Origin of the sequence: Paenibacillus sp. 2RAB27 (assembly GCF_052115445.1) — a bacterium.
Taxonomy (GTDB): domain Bacteria; phylum Bacillota; class Bacilli; order Paenibacillales; family NBRC-103111; genus Paenibacillus_E.
Window position 1 is genome coordinate 1 of the sequence record NZ_JBFRGR010000042.1, and the last position, 20,965, is coordinate 20,965.

Consider the following 20,965-nt stretch of genomic DNA (forward strand, 5'->3'; position numbering starts at 1 on the left):
TCATTTCCTACTTTGCAGAGCAGCGATGTGATGGACCTCGGCTAAGTATATTACGTTTCTCCAAACAGCTAAGTAACATCTTACAACTGACATTAATTGAAAATTGTCATTTCCTACTTTGCAGAGCAGCGATGTGATGGACCTCGGCTAAGTATATTACGTTTCTCCAAACAGCTAAGTAACATCTTACAACTGACATTAATTGAAAATTGTCATTTCCCACTTTGCGGAATAGCGATGTGATGAACCTCGGTAAGTATATTACGGTTCTCCAAATAGCCGAGTAACATCTTACAACTGACATTAATTGAAAATTGTCATTTCCTACTTTGCAGAGCAGCGATGTGATGGACCTCGGGTAAGTATATTATGGTTCTCCAAATAGCCGAGTAACATCTTACAACTGACATTAATTGAAAATTGTCATTTCCTACTTTGCAGACAGCGATGTGATGGACCTCGGCTAAGTATATTGCGGTTCTCCAAACAGCCGAGTAACATCTTACAACTGACATTAATTGAAAATTGTCATTTCCTACTTTGCAGAGCAGCGATGTGATGGACCTCGACTAAGTATATTACGGTTCTCAAAGCAGCCGAGTAACATCTTACAACTGACATTATTTGAAAATTGTCACTTCCTACTTTGCGGGACAGTGATGTGATGGACCTCGGGTAAGTATATTACGGTTTTCCAAATAGCCGAGTAACATCTTACAACTGACATTAATTGAAAATTGTCATTTCCCACTTTGCGGAACAGTGATGTGATGGACCTCGGGTAAGTATATTACGATTCTCCAAACAGTTAAGTAACATCTTACAACTGACATTAATTAAAAATTGTCATTTCCTACTTTGCGGAAAAGCGATGTGATGGACCTCGGGTAAGTATATTACGGCAGATTGTCCAATCGGCCAAGTAACAGTATACAACTAACATTGATTGAAAATTGAAAATTGTCATTCCTCACTCTGCTGAACAGTGATGTGATGCCCTCAGGTGAGTGTATTACGTTCCCCGCTCACCCAAACCGTTTCAATATCAACACCGCATTATGCCCGCCAAAACCAAATGAGCTCGACAGCCCATACTGTAGCTTCGCATGTCGCGCCTCGTGGGGCACGTAATCCAAATCGCACTGTGGATCGGGATTGTCCAAGTTGATGGTCGGGGGGATGAGGTTGTCCTGTAAGGTTTTGATCAGGGCGACGGCCTCGACACCGCCCGCAGCGCCAAGCATGTGGCCGATCATGGATTTGTTGGCGCTGATCGGCACGTTGTAAGCGCCGCGGCCAAGTAGACGCTTGATTGCCAGCGTCTCGGAGAGATCACCAGCGACGGTGCTTGTCGCGTGAGCGTTAATAGTGTTGATCTCCGACGCGTCGATCCCCGCATCAACTAGCGCGTCGCGCATGGCTCGGTAGGCCCCCGAGCCCTCAGGATCGGTCGCCACGATGTGGTAGGCGTCCGAGGTGGATCCATAGCCGACGATTTCGGCATGGATCCGAGCCCCGCGGCGCTCCGCATGCTCGAGCGACTCCAAGACCAAGACGCCGGCGCCTTCGGCGGCGACGAATCCGTCGCGCTGCGCGTCGAACGGGCGGCTTGCCTGCTCCGGCGCGTCACAGCGCGTCGACAACGCGGTTGCATTGCCGAAGCCCGCGAGCGCGAGGTCGGTGACCGTCGCTTCGGCGCCGCCGGCAATGACGGCATCTGCGCCTCCGCGCTGGATGAGCTTAAAGGCCTCGCCAATGGCGTTGTTGCCCGTTGCGCAAGCGGTAACGGGAGCAAGCGTTGGCCCTTTGGCGCCGTACAAGATGCTAACCTGTGCAGCGGCCATGTTGGCAATCATCATCGGAACAACGGTCGGGCTGACCCGGCCTGGCCCTCGGGCCAGCAGCGTTCGATAGTTGTCCAAGATGGTCTGAATGCCGCCAATGCCGGAGCCGATATAGACGCCAACACGCTCTTCGTTGGAGGCGTCAATCGCGAGATTAGCGTCATCGATTGCTTGTTTAGCTGCCGCAACGGCGAACTGGCAGTAGCGATCCATGCGTCGCACCTCACGACGTCCAACAGCGGCTTCGGCATCGAAATCCCGGACAACGCCAGCGAAGTTTGTTTTGTAATCCGATGTGTCGAAATGCTCTATTTTAGAAATGCCAGATTGCCCCGTTGTCAAATTCCCCCAGAATGCATCCACATTATTTCCTATTGGTGTAATGACTCCCATACCAGTAATAACCACACGTTTCATCGCGTCGTCCTCCTTTTTTAATTAGAATGTCATACTGCGTATCCTATTACAAGTTAGCGTTTATACTGGTATAATGGCTTCTATGATACTAGGCTAAGGAGGAAACCTTGCGTGAACACAAAGGAGAGGCTTCAAGAATTATCGAACTTTCTAATGGCACATCGATCGCGTATCCAGCCGCAAGAAGTTGGATTGTTAGGCGGAAGCAGGCGACGTACACCGGGGTTGCGTCGAGAGGAAGTCGCAACGATTGCTGGTGTGAGTACGACTTGGTATACATGGTTGGAACAAGGACGAGACATCAAAATGTCCGTACAAGTACTCGATCGCATTGCAATGGCCTTGCAGTTGAATGAGGATGAGCGGCAATATTTGTTCAGTTTAGCGTTGGAACAACCAGCGCCAGCGACTTTTGTTGATCAAATACCGACGATAAGTCCGGCTTTGAATCGGATATTGACGGAGCTTCATGATTGCCCCACGATTGTTTCGGATCGCCGATGTCACATTGTTGGTTGGAATCAAGCGGCTGCGGCGGTCTTTCTTGACTTTGCTAAACTCCCAGAGGGGGAGCGGAATATGATATGGCTGCTTTTTACCCGGAAAGAACTGAAGTCACTGGCTGTTAATTGGAGTGACTTCGCCAAAGGATTTTTGTCGATGTTTCGTTCTTATTATGGTCAATATGTGAGTGATAATTGGTATAGCGAATTTATTGAGGAACTGAGTGAGCGGAGCAAAGATTTTCGTGCATTTTGGAACGAGAGTGATGTCAGTTCTGCACCTGAAGTATTCATTGAATTTCGACATGCCAAGGTGGGGAAAATGTTGTTCGATCTAACGACCTTGCAGGTGCAAGGGAGAACGGATCTGAGATGCAGTGTATATACACCATCCATCGGATCTGATACCGATACGAAGATCAGACTGTTGATGAGTAAATTAGGCGAATAGGAAGCATTCGACATAACGATGCCCTTTCATAGAATATGTACATACAAGTTGAACGGATGGTATAATACGTTCACAATCAAAGCCCTGAGGTGAAGCATGAAGGAAAAGCAATTACCGAAATATCAACAATTAAAACAGGAAATTTTGACCTGGTTACATACAGGAAGGCTTAAACCGAATGATCAAATGCCATCCGAAAATGAAATTGCAGAACAGTTCCTGATGAGTCGTCAGACCGTAAGGCAGACGTTTGGTGAATTGGAGAAAGAAGGCTGGTTGTATCGGATGCAAGGCAAAGGTACTTTCGTCTCTACGCCACAAACGCAAAAATCACGCGATGTACAAACGATAGGCATCCTTACGACCTATATATCTGACTATATTTTTCCGCATATTGTTAGAGGAGCAGAGGCTACATTACGGGCGAGAGGCTATAGACTGCTGCTTTCGTCCACGGATAACGACAAAGCAAAAGAACGGGAAAGCTTGGATATGATGATGAGTCAGCCTCTAAGTGGCCTTATTATTGAGCCGACGAAGAGTGCGGAAGGCAACCCGAATCTTAGCTATTATTTGTCATTGGACTACCAGCATATTCCTTATCTCATGATAAACGAGCGATACCCTGAAATGAATTGTCCTTCTTTGATCGTGGATGATGAAGATGGTGGATTTAAGGCGGCAGAGCATTTGATTCAGCTGGGGCATCGACGGTTGGCGGGCTTTTTCAAAACAGATGATGGACAAGGTGTGAATCGGTTAAAAGGCTTTATTCGCGCGCATCATCATTATCAGGTTCCTCTGCTTCCGGAATTCGTTATTCATTATACGACGGAAGAAAAGCGGACAAAACCATACAGAATCGCGCTCGATATGCTAGAACACGGTGCAGTTGAGGAACGGCCAACAGCTTTTGTATGCTACAATGACGAACTCGCGATTCATCTTCTTGAAGCTGTACGTACAATTGGTATGCAGGTGCCACAAGACATCTCTTTAATTGGTTTCGATGACTCAACTCTTGCAACGGCAACCGAGGTGAAATTGACGTCACTTTCTCATCCCAAAACAGAACTCGGCAGCGACGCGGCGGGCATTTTAATTGATATGATTGAGAATAAGCGAGTAATCGGCAGCGAAACAGGGAAAGTGTACAAGCCAGAACTGGTTATTCGAGAGTCAACAATTCGCATTCCGTAATTTTCAAAATTGGGGTAGCCAACTTGTACGTACAAGTGTTATACTGAGAGCAAGAAACAGGTATAAATTTGAAGGAGGCTCCCCATGTCGAAGAAATATGCGATTGGTGTTGACTATGGCACGGAATCAGGACGTGCGGTTCTGGTTGATTTGAGTGATGGCACAGAGGTGGCAGATCACGTAACGCCATATCCACACAATGTTATTGATGAGAAACTGCCGGTATCCGGTGTGAAGTTAGAATACGATTGGGCTTTACAACATCCTCAAGATTATATCGATGTACTCACACAATCTGTTCCAGCAGTTGTACGTGCATCTGGCGTAGATCCAGCAGATATTATCGGCTTGGGTATTGATTTCACAGCGTGTACGATGCTCCCGATTAATAAAGAAGGTCAACCACTGTGCTTCGAACCAGCACTTGCAGCGAATCCACATAGCTGGGTGAAACTGTGGAAGCATCATGCCGCACAAGATGAAGCTACTCTCATTAATGAAATTGCAGCGAGCAGAGGAGAAGCTTTCTTACCTCGTTATGGCGGTAAAATTTCTTCGGAGTGGATGATTGCGAAAGTTTGGCAGATTTTGAATGAAGCGCCTGAGATTTATGAGCAAGCCGATCGTTTCTTAGAAGCGACGGACTGGGTTGTGTCTCAAATGACAGGTCAATCCGAGATCGTGCGCAATAGCTGTACTGCGGGCTACAAATCCATTTGGCACAAGCAAGATGGGTATCCAAGCCAAGATTTCTTTCAAGCGTTGGATCCTAGACTTGTAAATATCACAGAAACGAAGCTTCGCGGAGATGTTGTTGCCCTAGGCACAAAAGCTGGAGAACTGACAGCTGCTATGGCTGAGCGTATGGGACTCGTTGCCGGAACTGCGATCGCGGTTGGTAACGTTGATGCGCATGCGGCTGTTCCAGGCGTTGGCGTAGTTGCACCAGGTAAGCTAGTCATGGCAATGGGTACTTCCATTTGTCATATGCTGCTTGGCACAGAAGAGAAAGAAGTAGAAGGCATGTGCGGCGTTGTTGAAGACGGCATCATTCCTGGCTACTTAGGCTATGAAGCAGGGCAATCGGCGGTTGGTGATATTTTCGCATGGTATGTGGAACAAGGTGTTCCTGCTTATGTGGAAAAAGCGGCTGCTGAGGAAGGCATCAACGTGCATGAATGGTTGGAGCGCCGTGCATCCGCTTACAAACCAGGTGAAACGGGCTTGCTCGCTTTGGATTGGTGGAACGGCAACCGCTCAGTGCTTGTAGATACAGAGTTAAATGGACTTATCCTAGGCTATTCCTTGCTTACGAAACCAGAAGAAATTTATCGTACATTGCTGGAAGCAACGGCTTTCGGCACACGTAAAATTGTTGATGCTTTCCATAGCAACGGGGTTAAGGTTGAAGAATTGTACGCTTGTGGCGGTCTGCCGCAGAAGAATCATCTGTTGATGCAAATTTATGCGGATGTAACGAACCGTGAAATTAAAATTGCTGATTCGAAACAGACACCAGCGCTTGGTGCTGCGATGTTCGGAGCTGTTGCTGCAGGTGCGGACAAAGGCGGCTATGACAGCATTGTTGATGCCGCGAAGCAAATGGCACGTGTTCGTAAAGAAACGTTCAAGCCGATTGCGGAGAACGTAGCCGTTTACGAGAAACTGTACCAAGAATACAGCAAGCTGCATGACTATTTTGGTCGGGGTGACAATGATGTTATGAAACGACTTCGCTCGATTCGCGAGGAAGCTCGCCATTAATGATTAGTTAATCACTGAACGTAATTTTCAATTCAATATCCCATATCCTAGGAGGCATTAAGCCATGAACCCTTTTTCAGAAAAAGTATTTTGGTTTGTTACTGGTAGTCAGCATTTGTACGGACCTGAAACACTCCTTCAAGTAGATGAGCACTCCAAACAAATCACAGCAGGTATCGATCGTTCCGAAGCCATTCCAAGCAAGCTCGTATTCAAACCTGTTCTAACTACACCAGATGCGATTCGTAGACTTTGTCTGGATGCGAATGCAGATGATTCTTGCGCGGGAATTATTACTTGGATGCATACATTCTCTCCGGCTAAAATGTGGATCGCGGGTCTTTCGGAGTACCGGAAGCCGTTGCTTCACTTGCACACACAATTCAATCGCGATATCCCTTGGGATACGATTGATATGGATTTCATGAACTTGAACCAAGCTGCCCACGGTGACCGTGAATATGGCTTCATCGGTGCACGTATGGGAATTGCTCGTAAAGTCGTTGTCGGTTACTGGGAAGATCCAGCTGTTCTGGAGCGAATTGGTGGTTGGATGCGCACGGCGATGGGATTCATTGAAGGTCGCAATTTAAAAGTTGCCCGTTTTGGTGATAATATGCGCCATGTTGCTGTAACGGAAGGCGATAAAGTCGAAGCACAAATTAAATTTGGTTGGTCCATCAATGGGTTCGGCGTAGGTGATCTTGTACAGCGTGTCGGGGATATTTCTGAGGTTGAAGTTGATCTGCTCATGGATCAGTACAACGAAGTGTATGATATTACACCAGAAGGCCGTACTGCGGGTCCGATTCGAGATGCGATTCGCGAGCAAGCTCGCATCGAGCTTGGGATGAAAGCATTCCTCCAAGAGGGCGGTTTCGGCGCATTTACGACCACATTTGAGGATTTGCATGGCCTTAAGCAATTGCCTGGACTTGCGGTTCAACGTTTGATGGAGCAAGGATACGGATTCGGTGGCGAAGGCGATTGGAAAACATCCGCATTGCTGCGCGTGATGAAAATCATGGCGAACAACAAAGGAACTTCCTTCATGGAGGACTACACGTATCATATGGAATCAGGCAATGAGCTCGTACTTGGCTCGCATATGCTTGAAATTTGTCCAACGATCTCGGCAACTCGCCCCAAAATCGAAGTTCACCCGCTTGGTATCGGCGGCAAAGCGGATCCGGCTCGTCTTGTTTTCGACGGAGCTTCCGGCCCAGCGCTGAATGCTTCACTTATCGATATGGGCAATCGCTTCCGTTTGCTAATTAACGAAGTTGATGCCGTGCAACCGGTTAAAGCGATGCCGAAATTGCCTGTGGCGCGCGTTCTTTGGAAACCGCAGCCGTCCTTGCGTGATTCAGCAGAAGCTTGGATTCTTGCAGGTGGCGCACATCACACCGTGTTCTCTTACAATGTGAGTACAGAACAACTTGTGGATTGGGCTGAGCTAGCAGGGATCGAAGTCGTCATTATCAATAAAAATACGTCAACCTTACAGTTCCGCAATGAGCTTCGTTGGAATGAAGCGGTGTGGAAACGCTAAGTCATCCCTATATGTTAAGGACCTGAGGCCATTGCCTCAGGTTTTTCTTCACACTTCAAGGAAAGTCACATTTGTCGATATAAAAGCAATTTACGTCCATTGACTTTTTTCGCATACATGGGCTAAAGTGAAAGCATTGTGTCTGTCCAAATATTGGACAAGGATAAGTAGTTATTTAGGAGGAGAATGAAGAGATGTCTACCAAAGCATATGAAGGAACGTACAACGGTGAACAAGCGATTTGGCTGCAAGCTGGGCGTTATGAAGCGGTAGTTTTGCCAGATGTTGGTGCAAATCTGATTGCTTTCCGTGATATAGAGAAGGAATATCGTTTCTTGCGCGAACCTGCGCTGGAAGAGATGGAAGCGTTTAAAGAGCGTCCAATCGTTCATGGAATTCCTGTGTTATTCCCGCCGAACCGTTATGAGGATGGCAAATTCCCGTGGAAAGGGAACGTATTCCAATTCCCAGTCAATGAACCTAAGACAGGTAATCATCTACACGGTTTTGTGCACAATATTCCATGGGCCGTTGAGAATTTCAGCAGTGATGGCAATGAAAGTCGCGTCGCATTAGCTTTGCGAGTGCGCGAAGGGCATTCCGTTCATGAATTCTTACCTTTTGACTTTACGATCCGCTTGATTTATACCTTGAACGAGCAAGGTTTGCACCAACAGATTTCCGTTCATAATGAAGGCAATGAAGCGATGCCGTGCTTACTAGCGTTCCATACAACGATTAACGCGCCATTTGCTGTGAACAGCCAGCCTTCGGATTATACGTTCCAAATGACAATCGGCGAGCGTTGGGCGTTGAACGAGCGTATGCTGCCAACGGGTGAGTATCAAGCGCTCTCCGCGGATGAAGAGAAGATGAAAGTTGGCGGTCTATCGCCATTTTTCGAGGGTATGGATAATCATTACACGAGTGTTCCGCAAAATAGCCGCAACTTCATGGCATTGACAGATGCACGTGAAGGCATCAAACTGGTTTATGATGTAGGGACTTCCTATAAGCAATGGATGATCTGGAACAATGGCAAAACAGAAGGCTTCTTCTGCCCTGAGCCGCAAATGAATTTGGTTAATGCACCGAATGTGGATCTGCCTGCCGATCAAATCGGACTTGTTTCCTTAGAACCAGGTGAAGTTTGGGAAGAAACTGCACGATTATATACGATTAAAATCACGAAATAATTGCTACATGATTAGCAATAGGAAGCACCCCCTTTGATGCATGGAGAGAATCCGATGGGATGATCGACTTGCGAGGAGGGGGTATTTTTGAGCCAAGGAGGGGTAAGGATGGGGAAGTGGGATCACTTAGATCGCGATCAGATGATCGCCAAAGTTGAGGCATTGTTGTCTGAGAATGAGAGATTAAAGGCGGAAATCGCGCGTCTGCGCGGTATTAAGCCTCCTGCGTCGGGTTCCATGGAGAGCATGTCAACGAAGCTGAAGGAAGCTTTGAGGGAGTAATTGAAGCAATTGGATCCGAAGGAATGTGTCAGTTCGACAAAGCGAAATGGATTCGATATAATGATAACTGGCAAAAGGAGGGAACAATATGAGTGAAACGAACGTAAATGAGACTTTACCACCAAAAACGTGTTCCATCGATCGACTAGTTACGAAAGAAGCAGAAGTAAGTAAAGTGCTTGCTGGCCAAAAAACGGCTTGTCGTCGCAATGGACGTTATGCGGATATTGGTGAAACCATGGATCTGCAAGGCACATCCTTTACAGTCACCAACGTGTATCAGCAATCTTTGGGTGAACTAACACCTGAACATGCGAAACAAGAAGGTCACGAAACCGTTGATGAGTATCGCGACAGTATTCTTGCTATGCATCCAGGTATGCCTTGGCTGCCTCAGATGAAAGTTTGGGTACACGAATTTACAAAAGCCGAATAAGACAAAGAACCGTGTGGATCCTTGGATTCACACGGTTTATTCACATTACAGTTAGGATGATCAACTTGTCTTGGTATATTATCATGCTCTATATTCATATTTTCAGCGTTGTGTTAAGCATCGGCCCTTATTTCGTCTTGTTTCCTTTATTAGCACTTATTCGTAGAGCACCATTCGAGCAACTGCCTGATTACTTAGAACCGTTTCGGATTACCGTTCGATTGACGAAGCATGCAGGACATGTGTTGGTCGCGACGGGTATTCTACTGACGTGGATTACGGCCTGGAGTTGGAAAACCTCCTGGATTGTCGCGACGGTCCTGATTATGGTCGCTTCGCTATACTTCATTGCACGTGCATTCTCACCACTGTTGCGCCAGCTCAAAGCTCCGCATGAAGATCGTAATTTCCTCGTAAACAAGCTGCGTAAAGCTTTGATCTTGTATGTGATCATTACGCTTGCGATGATGTGGTTCATGGTGTCCAAGCCGACAATCTGGTAAAGAGTAAAGAACCATCAGAGCAACCTTCGAATTAGAGTTTCTAGTTTATTTAAAGCTTTCTAGCCAACATCACGACAAAATTATAAGACTTGTAAACGCAGTCCACATCTGAAAATCCGGAGTCGCGTAGCCAGCCAAGCTGCGTATCAAGTGGAGCCATTCTGTCCAGCTTCGTACGCTCATAGGCGGCTTGCAGCGCTTCTGGAGATAGATCCGTAGCTTCAATCTTGGCGACCCAATCCGATCGGTACAAGCCATCAAGGAAGGGAGTTTTTCCTAAAACTTGATCAGCATTCACGAAAACCCCGCCTGGCTTTAATAAATGAAAAATATTTGCATACAGAGCTTGCTTAGCCTCATCCTCCAAATGATGAATGGAGAGGGAGGAGATTACAGCATCAAAAGGCTCTGCATCCTCATAAGTCGAATAATCCCCGACAAGGTAAGTTACTTCGGAAGCTACAGTATCTGCAAATCTTTCTTTGGCTATATCCAGCATCCCCGTCGACAGATCAATCAAGGTTAAACGCGCCTCTGGGTACGAACGCAGCATATAGGAGGAGAAAAGTCCTGTCCCAGCGCCTAAATCAAGAATACGTGGTGCTTTCTGGTCGAATTGGACCAAAGAAGCGGCCGTATTGTAAAAATCATCGAAGCAAGGAATCAACTTTCTGCGTTGGCTGTCATACTTTTGGGCAATTTCATCGAATTTCGTTAAAATGTGATGGTTCGCGTTGTCGTTCATGTGTTTTCAGCTCCATTTCCAAACCTTGGCTTATTAGTACTATACCCTTAGTGTAAAGGGCGAATGGGAAAAAATCCAAGATGTAAAAGCACTGGAGTTATAGGTGAAAACTATTAACGATTGGATCGTTATTATTTCATTGGGTTGGTTTAAGCTCTTATCCGTCTTAACAGTACGTTTATGACTTCTGAGAATACCAGTCCAATGGCGATTGCCCCAGAGAGCAAAAAAGCTTTCGCAGCGAGCTGAACAGCGACATCGTAATGATTTTGAACGACATTGCGCATGGCGTCATATGCTAGTCCACCTGGGACTAGAGGGATAATACCAGAGACACTGAATACGATGACGGGTGTTTTATATATTTTCGCGAAAAATTGAGAAATGATCGTGACCACAAAGGATGCAATGAGCGTGGCAAGGATGGGATCCAGATACGTTTTTTGAAAAGAGAAATAAAGCATCCAGCCAATCATCCCAACAAACCCGCATTGTACAAGCGTTCTACGAGGTACATTGAAAATGATGCCGAAAGCGGACGTTGAAATGAAACTAGTTACGAGCTGTTCCAACATGTCCATACTAGAACCCCTTCCCTGGATAAAATGTCAATACAAAAGCTATTCCTGCGCCGATCGCGAATGCGGTTAAGAATGCTTCCGCACCTTTGGACACGCCCGATACGAAATGACCTGCCATTAAATCGCGCACGGCATTCGTGATGAGCAGTCCAGGCACGAGCGGCATGACGGAGCCAATGATAATCTTATCTAGATTATGACCTAACCCTGTTTTGACCGTTAAATAGGCAATAAGTCCAATGATTAATGATGCGAGAAATTCAGCGAAAAATTTGATCGGAACTAAACGATGGAAGAAAGTCAGCGATATGGTACCAGCACCACCAGCAAGGAAGGCCGGGAAGAAATCGGACCACGTCCCTTGAAACATGATGAGAAAACAACCGCTCGCAATCGCAGCTGCTAAAGCTTGTAACCACGCGGGATATCTACGTGTATCGGCACTTAGAGCCTCAAGCTCCTGGTAGGCGGCTGTCGGTGATAGCTCACCTTGACTGATTTTGCGAGAAATGGCATTCACGACCGTTACTTTCCGTAAATCCGTTGATCGCGAAGAAATGCGAATGAGTCGGGTTGTCTGCTCAGGCCCATCAATCGAGAAAATGATGCCCGTAGGCGTAACAAAGCTATGTGAATTTGGAATACCAAAAGCCTCAGCCACACGAGTCATCGTATCTTCAACCCGATAGGTTTCACCGCCGTTTTCCAGCATGATTTTACCCGCGAGTAAACACACTTGTGCGATTTCATAATTCGTCGCTGCTGGCTGCTGCTCCATGTGATCCGTATCCTTTCTGTTTTGGAATAATTGACCTAAGTATAAATCAAATTGATTGCGATTGAAAATGAGAGAAGGTAATGTAGACAGATAAGGACAAGGGACTTGGAGGAGTAGTCATGAGCTTGGAAATCAAATTGGAAGCAAGATCAGTCTATGCTTTGCGTAGTGAATCGGATGAGTAGAAACTATTTTTTAACCGATCTGGATGGAACCTTGTTGAGCTCCAATGCGAAGCCATCGGACTTTACGATACGAGTAATAACGCAAGCGCTTGAGCAGGGGGCGGTCATTAGTTATGCTACTGCACGAAGTTATCAAAGTTCGCAGGCAGTCGTGTCGGGAATTCCGTGGCGGTATCCACTAGTTTTATATAATGGGGCTATGTTGTTTGATCCGTTGGAGAAGCGGGTGCTCGGCGGGCGTTGGCTGGATTGTGAGCGGAGTAATGCAATTATTCAAATGGGTAAAAGTTTTGGAATCACACCGCTGCTGTTTGCACTCGATGAGCAGGATAACGAGCGGGTACATCATGAGAAATTGGAACGCACGGGGGATCTTCAATTCGTAGCCAGTCGGCCGAATGATCCGAGATTTCGAGAGGTGGATGAGCTCCACAGTACGCAAACATTGCGAACGCTAATTCTGACATATATCGGACTGTTGGAGGAGCTTCTTCCTTTGAAAACTGCGGTTCAGGAAATGTTGGGTTCTGAGGTTCATATTCATTTGATGAAGGATAATTATATTGCTGGGCATTATTTCCTTGAATTCAGTCATCCCGAAGCAAATAAGCAGATGGGTCTGCGATTATGGGCTGAGCTCGTTGGATGCACGTCCGAGGATGTGACGGTATTCGGTGATAATTTGAACGATACGGGCATGTTTCTTGAGGCAGGCCGTAAAGTTGCGGTGGCGAATGCGCATCCAGAGATTTTGCTACTGGCTAATGAGATCGTCGTGAGTAATGATGAGGATGGCGTAGCTGTCTATATCGCTGCCTGTATCGATGGAACGCATGTGAATGAGGTAGGGTAAGTTGTGGGAAGGTGAGTAGAATGAGTGATTTGGGAGGGGATTATTCTATGGCGCGATACGTCGCTATGCTGCGTGGAATCAATGTGAGTGGTCAGAAAATTATTAAAATGGACAGGCTTAGGCAACTCTTCGAATCTATGGCATTCACGAATGTGAGTACCTATATTCAGAGTGGGAATGTGATTTTTGATGCTGAAGAAGTAGATGCTGCGACCCTTCGAGATCGGATCGTACATGAGTTGAAGGAACAGCTGACGTTTGATATACCGGTCATTATTCGCACCCCTGCGGAGCTGCAAGAGGTGGTGCAAGACACACCATACCCAAGTGTGAATGTGGATGCGAATGAACAAAGATACGTTACCTTCTTGTCGCAAGCTCCGACGGATGCGGGGCTTGCTAAGCTAGATGCTGCGCAGAGTGAAGTGGACGAGTACTGCGTCAAGGGATTGACCGTGTATCTGCTTATTCGCAAAAACTATGGCGACTCCAAATTCAGCAACAACTTCATAGAGAAGAAGCTAGGGGTGTCTGCGACCACCCGGAATTGGGAAACGGTGAATAAGTTGATTCAATTGGCGGGGGAAGAGGGGAAGTAGGCTACTCTTTAAAGGCCGCGCTGCGCACGCGTAAGTCGAAAAAATCGACTTAGAGAGCTCCAAAGGCTGCGCTGCGCGCGTGTAAGTCGAAAAAATCGACTTAGAGAGCTCCGAAGGGCGCGCTGCGCGCGTGTAAGTCGAAAAAATCGACTTGCAGAGCTCCAAAGGGCGCGCTGCGCGCACGTAAGTCGAAAAAATCGACTTGCAGAGCTCTGAAGGGCGCGCTGCGCGCGCGTAAGTCGAAAAAATCGACTTAGAGAGCACCGAATGCCGCGCCGCGCACGCGTAAGTCGAAAGAATCGACTTAGAGAGCTCCGAAGGGCGTGCTGCGCACGCGTAAGTCGAAAAAATCGACTTGCAGAGCTCCGAAGGGCGCGCTGCGCACGCGTAAGTCGAAAAAATCGACTTAGAGAGCTCCAAAGAACGCGCTGCGCACGCGTAAGTCGAAAAAATCGACTTACAGAGCTCCAAAGGCTGCGCCGCACATGTCCGTCTACTCCCCCAGGCACCCATTAATCCGAAATCGCCGAATTAATCTCAATGTTCGCGTCATTAAATCGTATTTAGTCCGAAATTGCCAAACTAAATCGCTCCAAACAACCCTCACGCGTGGAAAATGGCCAAATAGTTCGGCGGAATCGGACTAATGGTCATTTTTTACTAGTAATCTTCGTTTTAGTTCGGAGATATCGGACTAACGCAGCTCCCAGTACATCGCTAACGTTATCAACAGTGATAAAGTGTTGATAAATCGCTAATGTACTTGGGATTTTTTGCATATTCGCAGCGTCGATGGGGGAGCCTTAGGAGATCAATCAGTGAACATTCATGTTCATATAGAGGTAGGCGACCTAAGATGAACCTTTGGAAGAACAAGAAAGCCCGCGCAGCGTTGCTGCTCGCGGGCGTCCTCCTGGCGTGCTTCGCCACGCCAGCGAAGGCCAAGCACGGGGTCGCTATCCCCGTGCTGAACTACCACAGCATCGGGGTGGACCCGGGGAACACGTACGTGCTCCACCCCGATACGTTCGCGCGCCAAATGGACTATTTGGCCGCGCATCACTACACCCCGATGACGCTGGCCGAATTCACCAGCGTCATCATAAACAAAAGGCCGTCACCGGCTCACCCCGTGCTGCTCACGTTCGATGACGGCTATGCCAATAACGCGGAGGTGGCGTTGCCTATCCTCCAGCAACACGGCTTTCCGGCGACGCTATACTTGTCGACGGGCCTTGTCAATACGCCAGGTTACCTTACCTGGCCACAGATCAAACAGCTGAGCGCAGCAGGTTGGGATATTGCGTCACACACCGTGACGCACCCGCATCTGCCCAAGCTTAGCAAAAAAGCGCAGCGCGAAGAGATACTAGCTGCGCGCGCCAAGATCGAGCAAGAGCTGGGGAAACCAGCGAATACGTTCGCTTATCCGTACGGCGAGTACAACCGCAAAACGCTCAGAATTTTAAAGAAAGCCCATTTTAGCTATGCTTTCACCACGCAGCCAGGCTGGGCTTCGTCCGACCAACCCCCGCTGGAGCTGCATCGCATTGTCGTAGACAGCCAAAAACCATTCGAAGACTGGGTGCAGCAATTAACCGAAGCGACGTCCTCGTAAGCGAGATTTGGTATATCCCTTGCTTTTGTATCGATTTTACCAAGCATTTCAAGTGGATTTATGAACACTCCGTGTTTAATAGTGGATTTACCCAAATTTTTGAGTATAATCGTATATAGAGATGATAAGCACTCTCACTAAAATGTGTCGTTTAAGGAGTCGTACAATGTCAAAAACACTTATTTTCGGACATAAAAATCCGGACACTGATTCAATCACATCCGCAATTGCTTATGCAGCACTGAAAACAAAATTAGGACAAGAAGTAGAAGCAGTTCGTCTAGGCTCCATTAACGGCGAAACGCAATTTGCACTTGATACGTTTAAAGTAGCAGCTCCACGTGAAGTTCAAACTGTTGCGAACGAAGCAGCCCATGTCATCTTGGTTGACCACGTTGAGCGCCAACAAAGCGCTAGCGACATCGATCAAGTACGTGTAGTGGAAGTCATTGACCACCACCGTATTGCTAATTTCGAGACGAGCCACCCGCTTTACTACCGCGCAGAACCGGTTGGCTGCACAGCAACGATTTTAAATAAATTGTACAAAGAAAACGGTGTTTCCATCGATGCTGACATCGCTGGTTTGATGCTTTCTGCTATCATTTCTGATTCTTTACTATTCAAATCCCCAACTTGCACGGAGCAAGACGTTGCTGCTGCGCGTGAGCTAGCTGCAATCGCTGGTGTAGATGCTGAAGTGTATGGCTTGAACATGCTGAAAGCAGGCGCAGATCTAAGCGACAAAACTGTGGCACAGTTGATTTCATTGGATGCCAAAGAATTCCAAATGGGCAGCTATAAAGCCGAAATTGCACAAGTCAATGCGGTTGATGTGAACGATGTTCTATCCCAACAAGCTGAAATCGAAACGGCGCTTCAAGCGATTATCGCTGAGAAAAACCTAGATTTGTTCTTATTTGTTGTAACAGACATTTTGAACAATGACTCCGTAGGTCTTGCTCTTGGACGTAAAGCAGACGCAGTTGAGAAAGCTTACAATGTATCTCTTGTTGATAACAAAGCGGTACTTAAAGGCGTTGTTTCTCGTAAATCACAAATCGTACCTGTGCTTACAGACATTTTCAACAACCTGTAGGATGCATACATTCACGCATTATCGAGCACCGTTCATTCAATGAACGGTGTGTTTTGGTTATACCGATAACTTTTGGTATGATAAGAGGATACTTTGAGAAAGAGGAGGCAATAAACATGACAAATCACATCCATGAAGTTCATTTAGATAAAGCGACGTTTGCAGGAGGTTGTTTCTGGTGTATGGTGACGCCTTTTGAGTCACTGCCGGGCATTATTTCTGTTGTTTCCGGATATATCGGTGGGCACACGACCAATCCGACGTATAAAGAGGTTTGTTCCGAGACAACAGGGCATGCGGAAGCTGTGCAAATCACATTCGATCCTGAATTGTACCCTTATGACAAATTGCTTGAAACGTACTGGCGTCAAATTGATCCGACCGATGCTGGCGGACAGTTTCACGATCGAGGATCATCGTATCGTACGGCGATATTTGCCCATAGCGATGAGCAGTTCGCCAAAGCTGAGGCGTCCAAACAAGCGCTGCAGGACAGCGGTCGATTCGATCGTCCAATTGTGACGGAAATTGAGCGGATTGATGCGGAAGCATTTTATCCAGGGGAAGAGTATCATCAAGATTATCATCACAAAAATCCATCTCACTACAAAGCCTACCGTAAAGGTTCAGGGCGCGATGCGTATATCTCCCAATTTTGGAACACAGCGAAGGATAAAGAAGAGCGCAAGAAAGCACTCACACCTCTGCAATATGAGGTAACACAGAATAATGCGACTGAGCGTCCTTTCCAGAATGAATTCCATGACTACAAAGAAAAAGGTCTCTACGTGGATATCGTTTCAGGAGAGCCCTTATTTACCTCTTATGATAAATTCGATTCAGGCTGCGGCTGGCCAAGTTTCACCAAGCCCTTATTCGAAGGACATGTGAAAGAAGTAACAGATACAAGTCATTTTATGATCCGTACAGAAGTACGAAGCACAGAGGCGGATTCGCATTTGGGTCACGTTTTTAATGATGGTCCAGGTCCGAATGGTCTTCGGTACTGTATCAATTCAGCTTCATTGCGATTCATTCCACTGGCTGACATGGAGAAGGAAGGCTACGGCGCTTATCTTCGATTCTTCGACCAGAAGTAAGGCTATATTGGTAAGTCTCAACCGTTCCCGCATACATATAACTATGGCGCGTTGAAACGGAGGAGTTGCCATGGTCGTATCACCGGATCTGCGAGATCTTACCTGTGTCATTGTGCAGGGAGTGAAGTTTTTTGAGCTGGTCGCTGAGCCAGTTGTGCAAGAAATTCTCCCGGGCGTGTTCATGAAAGGGTGGGGCTACAACGGCAGCATCCCAGGGCCGACGATTCGCGTGTTTCCCGGTGATTGGGTGACAATTCGTGTACACAATCGGCTGCCGGAGGCTACAAGTGTGCACTGGCATGGGCTCGATGTGCCGAATCGCATGGACGGGGTACCGGCCGTTGAACCTTCGCCTTATATCGAACAAGGCCAGTTTTTTGACTATCATTTTCAAATTGTTAATCCACCAGGTACACATATGTATCACACCCATGTAGACGCTGCTTTTCAAGAATTAATGGGCTTAGGTGGAGGCTTTATCATTGAGGATCCCTATGAATACAGTGCCCAGCGCGATTATTTCATTATGCTGCAAGAGTTTCACTTAAAAGGCATGGAAAAAGGCGTGGTGAAGACGGGGCAATTTGAGCTGGATACAATGTCGGATGGTTTTAACTTTTTTACGATGAATGGTCGCTGCTTTCCACATACAACTCCGTTACCCGTCTGTTATGGAGAGGAAGTGCGCATTCGCTTTGGGAATATCGGTATGAATGCGCATCCGATTCATTTACATGGGCACCAATTCTGGGTGGCAGCAGCAGATGGGAACACGATACCTCATTTCAACAGAGAACTGCGCAACACGATACTTGTGCCTAGCGGAGTCACCACCGATATTGAATTTTCAGCGCAAAATCCCGGCGTTTGGCCGCTTCATTGTCATATGCCGCATCATACATCGAATAACATGACGAAGCCGACAGGTGGCATGTTCACGGTCGTTCAGTATGTGTAGGAGAGAATGGCTATAATTATTTTATCCTCGGATGCCCCTTGACGTTGACCTGCTTGAGTAGGTATTATGAGTTCCATAATCACATATGAAGTTATGATCAAAGACATGATTTTCATCACGAACTGCCCAGAGAGAGAAGTACTAGCTGAAATCTTCTCCTGTTGCCGGTTGAAAATTACCCCTTTGTAGCTGTGACGCTGAACCTACTGCGAAGTAACGCAGGGAAATAAGTGAAACCGATTTATCCTCGATACCGGATACTAATAAGGACTTGCACGATGGGAGTCGAATTAGGGTGGAACCACGAGCTGAACGCACTCGTCCCTTTCTGGGAGAGATGCGTTTTTTTGCGTTCACAAAAATAAGGAAAAGGAGGAAGGAAGGCATGGATATTGAAGTAATTTTGCCAGATGGAACTAGTAGGAGGTACGTACAAGGCACGACGGTTGAACAAGTTGCTGATTCGATTAGTGTGGGGCTGAGAAAGCAAGCCATCGCGGGCAAAATGAACGGCCAATTGGTCGATTTACAGCAACAAATTGAAGCGGATAGCCACATCGAAATCGTCACTTTGGAAAGTGAGCAGGGGTTAGAGGTTTATCGTCATACCACAGCACATGTACTCGCACAAGCACTTAAACGCATCTATGGCGATCAGGCCATTAAGCTGGGTATTGGACCTGTCATTCAGGATGGTTTCTACTATGATATCGATATTGAGAAACCATTATCAAGTGATGATCTAAGAGCGATTGAAGACGTGATGAGTCAAATCATTCAGGAGAACATTCCGGTTACTAGACGAGTCGTCGGCCGAGAGGAAGCATTGGACATTTTTGCAAAGTTAAAAGAGTCCTATAAACTTGAGCTTATCCGAGATCTGCCAGCAGACGTGTTGATTTCGATCTATGACCAAGGGGAATTCTTCGACCTATGTCGAGGTCCTCATCTCCCTTCAACTGGACGGATTAAGGCTTTTAAACTGCTCCATGTAGCAGGGGCGTATTGGCGTGGTGATGCGAAGAACCCTATGTTGCAACGGATTTATGGCACAGCATTTCTGAAGAAAGCGCAGCTCGATGACCATCTTCATAGGCTCGAAGAAGCGAAGAAACGTGACCATCGTAAGCTCGGAAAAGAGCTTGAACTCTTTATGTTCTCGGAAGAAGCGCCGGGCATGCCTTTTTATTTGCCGAAGGGGATGATTCTGCGCAACGAACTTGAGAATTTCGCTCGAGAGCTGCAGCGTCTTAGAGAATATGATGAAGTGCGTACACCTCTGATGATGAATAATCGCATGTGGGAGGAATCGGGGCATTGGGATCATTATAAAGACAATATGTACTTTACGAATGTTGACGAGACAAAGTTTGCGCTGAAACCGATGAATTGCCCAGGTCACATGTTGATTTATAAAAATAGTCTACACTCCTACAGGGAATTACCGATTCGCCTTGCAGAATTTGGTCAAGTTCATCGTCATGAGTATTCGGGAGCGCTGAATGGAATGATGCGTGTACGTACTTTTTGTCAGGACGATGCCCATCTATTCGTTCTGCCAGAACAAATAGAGGATGAAATCGGCCGAGTCATTGAGCTGATCTCACATGTCTATCACGTGTTTGGTTTCGAATATCGGATTGAGCTTTCGACTAGACCAGATGATTATATGGGTTCAAGTGAGCTCTGGGATCAAGCGGAGAAATCGTTGCAGCATGTTTTGGATAAAAGAGGGATCGCGTACCGCATTAATGAGGGGGATGGCGCTTTCTATGGGCCCAAAATCGATTTTCACATCCTCGATGCTTTGAAGCGGAGCTGGCAATGCGGAACGATCCAATTGGATTTCCAAATGCCGGAAAAATTCGATTTAACGTATATCGGGGATGATAGTCTCAAACATCGGCCAGTCGTCATTCATCGAGCCGTATATGGTTCAATTGACCGCTTTATCGGGATCTTAACGGAGCATTATGCTGGAGCTTTCCCGTTGTGGCTGGCACCTGTTCAAGTGAAATTGCTGCCAGTTTCAGATCACTACGTGGATTATGCCTTCCAAGTGAAGAAATCGCTTGAAGAGGCAGGCGTACGGGTGGAAGTGGATGCGCGGGCTGAGAAATTAGGATATAAAATTCGTGAAGCCCAGCTAGACAAAGTCATGTACATGTTCATCCTAGGTGAAAAAGAACAAATCTCCGGCAGTGTCTCCATCAGAAAACGGGGAGAGGGTGATCTTGGAATAAGATCGCTGCCGGAGATTAAGGAGCAAATCAAGTCAGAAATTACGGCGAAGCAGTAACG

At 46.8% G+C, this 20,965-nt stretch carries 19 protein-coding genes; 15 read left to right on the top strand and 4 right to left on the bottom strand.

What is annotated here, in order from left to right; translation table 11 throughout:
• Positions 1 to 1,025: 1,025 nt before the first annotated feature.
• Positions 1,026 to 2,261, bottom strand: a complete 1,236-nt coding sequence (gene fabF / locus AB4114_RS31280) for a beta-ketoacyl-ACP synthase II (RefSeq protein WP_441991919.1) — start codon at positions 2,259 to 2,261, stop codon at positions 1,026 to 1,028.
• 111 nt (positions 2,262 to 2,372) lie between these two features.
• Here fabF and AB4114_RS31285 point away from each other — a divergent pair, with 111 nt between their 5' ends.
• The 8 genes from AB4114_RS31285 to AB4114_RS31320 all read left to right on the top strand — a co-directional run bounded on the left by AB4114_RS31285 (position 2,373) and on the right by AB4114_RS31320 (position 10,148).
• Entirely contained in the window at positions 2,373 to 3,215 is an 843-nt protein-coding gene (locus AB4114_RS31285) for a helix-turn-helix transcriptional regulator (RefSeq protein WP_441991920.1), read from the top strand.
• A gap of 96 nt (positions 3,216 to 3,311) precedes the next feature.
• Positions 3,312 to 4,415, top strand: coding sequence for a GntR family transcriptional regulator (locus tag AB4114_RS31290; RefSeq protein ID WP_441991921.1), 1,104 nt, complete (start codon positions 3,312 to 3,314; stop codon positions 4,413 to 4,415).
• 84 nt (positions 4,416 to 4,499) lie between these two features.
• The gene (locus AB4114_RS31295; protein WP_441991922.1) at positions 4,500 to 6,179 is read left to right on the top strand and encodes a ribulokinase; all 1,680 of its coding nucleotides are present in this window, start codon (positions 4,500 to 4,502) and stop codon (positions 6,177 to 6,179) included.
• Positions 6,180 to 6,243: 64 nt separating this feature from the next.
• A complete protein-coding gene (gene araA / locus AB4114_RS31300; protein WP_441991923.1) occupies positions 6,244 to 7,731 on the top strand; it encodes an L-arabinose isomerase in 1,488 nt (495 codons plus the stop codon).
• Between the two features lie 194 nt (positions 7,732 to 7,925).
• A complete protein-coding gene (locus AB4114_RS31305; RefSeq protein WP_436244343.1) occupies positions 7,926 to 8,927 on the top strand; it encodes an aldose 1-epimerase in 1,002 nt (333 codons plus the stop codon).
• A gap of 108 nt (positions 8,928 to 9,035) precedes the next feature.
• On the top strand, positions 9,036 to 9,209 hold the full coding sequence (locus AB4114_RS31310; protein WP_441991924.1) for a hypothetical protein: 174 nt from the start codon (positions 9,036 to 9,038) through the stop codon (positions 9,207 to 9,209).
• A gap of 88 nt (positions 9,210 to 9,297) precedes the next feature.
• The gene (locus AB4114_RS31315; protein ID WP_441991925.1) at positions 9,298 to 9,645 is read left to right on the top strand and encodes an ASCH domain-containing protein; all 348 of its coding nucleotides are present in this window, start codon (positions 9,298 to 9,300) and stop codon (positions 9,643 to 9,645) included.
• A gap of 56 nt (positions 9,646 to 9,701) precedes the next feature.
• Complete coding sequence (locus AB4114_RS31320; protein WP_436244968.1) at positions 9,702 to 10,148, top strand: hypothetical protein; 447 nt, start codon at positions 9,702 to 9,704, stop codon at positions 10,146 to 10,148.
• Between the two features lie 49 nt (positions 10,149 to 10,197).
• Here the strand turns inward: AB4114_RS31320 and AB4114_RS31325 are convergent, their stop codons facing one another.
• The 3 genes from AB4114_RS31325 to AB4114_RS31335 form a co-directional block, all read right to left on the bottom strand.
• Positions 10,198 to 10,893 carry a class I SAM-dependent methyltransferase gene (locus AB4114_RS31325; RefSeq protein WP_441991926.1) on the bottom strand — a complete coding sequence of 232 codons (696 nt, stop codon included), beginning with the start codon at positions 10,891 to 10,893 and terminating at the stop codon, positions 10,198 to 10,200.
• A 149-nt stretch (positions 10,894 to 11,042) separates the two neighbouring features.
• Positions 11,043 to 11,474, bottom strand: a complete 432-nt coding sequence (locus AB4114_RS31330; RefSeq protein WP_441991927.1) for a threonine/serine exporter family protein — start codon at positions 11,472 to 11,474, stop codon at positions 11,043 to 11,045.
• Between the two features lies 1 nt (position 11,475).
• On the bottom strand, positions 11,476 to 12,252 hold the full coding sequence (locus AB4114_RS31335; RefSeq protein ID WP_441991928.1) for a threonine/serine exporter family protein: 777 nt from the start codon (positions 12,250 to 12,252) through the stop codon (positions 11,476 to 11,478).
• 177 nt (positions 12,253 to 12,429) lie between these two features.
• On the opposite strand from AB4114_RS31335, the gene AB4114_RS31340 reads away from it, so the two are divergent.
• The 7 genes from AB4114_RS31340 to thrS all read left to right on the top strand — a co-directional run bounded on the left by AB4114_RS31340 (position 12,430) and on the right by thrS (position 20,963).
• Positions 12,430 to 13,290 carry an HAD-IIB family hydrolase gene (locus AB4114_RS31340; protein ID WP_441991929.1) on the top strand — a complete coding sequence of 287 codons (861 nt, stop codon included), beginning with the start codon at positions 12,430 to 12,432 and terminating at the stop codon, positions 13,288 to 13,290.
• A 47-nt stretch (positions 13,291 to 13,337) separates the two neighbouring features.
• The gene (locus tag AB4114_RS31345) at positions 13,338 to 13,889 is read left to right on the top strand and encodes a DUF1697 domain-containing protein (protein ID WP_441991930.1); all 552 of its coding nucleotides are present in this window, start codon (positions 13,338 to 13,340) and stop codon (positions 13,887 to 13,889) included.
• Positions 13,890 to 14,745: 856 nt separating this feature from the next.
• A complete protein-coding gene (locus AB4114_RS31350) occupies positions 14,746 to 15,507 on the top strand; it encodes a polysaccharide deacetylase family protein (protein WP_441991931.1) in 762 nt (253 codons plus the stop codon).
• Positions 15,508 to 15,673: 166 nt separating this feature from the next.
• Positions 15,674 to 16,606 carry a manganese-dependent inorganic pyrophosphatase gene (locus AB4114_RS31355; RefSeq protein ID WP_441991932.1) on the top strand — a complete coding sequence of 311 codons (933 nt, stop codon included), beginning with the start codon at positions 15,674 to 15,676 and terminating at the stop codon, positions 16,604 to 16,606.
• Between the two features lie 116 nt (positions 16,607 to 16,722).
• Complete coding sequence (msrB, locus tag AB4114_RS31360; RefSeq protein ID WP_441991933.1) at positions 16,723 to 17,706, top strand: peptide-methionine (R)-S-oxide reductase MsrB; 984 nt, start codon at positions 16,723 to 16,725, stop codon at positions 17,704 to 17,706.
• Positions 17,707 to 17,776: 70 nt separating this feature from the next.
• A complete protein-coding gene (locus tag AB4114_RS31365; RefSeq protein ID WP_441991934.1) occupies positions 17,777 to 18,664 on the top strand; it encodes a multicopper oxidase family protein in 888 nt (295 codons plus the stop codon).
• A gap of 385 nt (positions 18,665 to 19,049) precedes the next feature.
• Positions 19,050 to 20,963, top strand: coding sequence for a threonine--tRNA ligase (thrS, locus tag AB4114_RS31370; protein WP_441991935.1), 1,914 nt, complete (start codon positions 19,050 to 19,052; stop codon positions 20,961 to 20,963).
• The last annotated feature ends 2 nt before the right edge of the window (positions 20,964 to 20,965 follow it).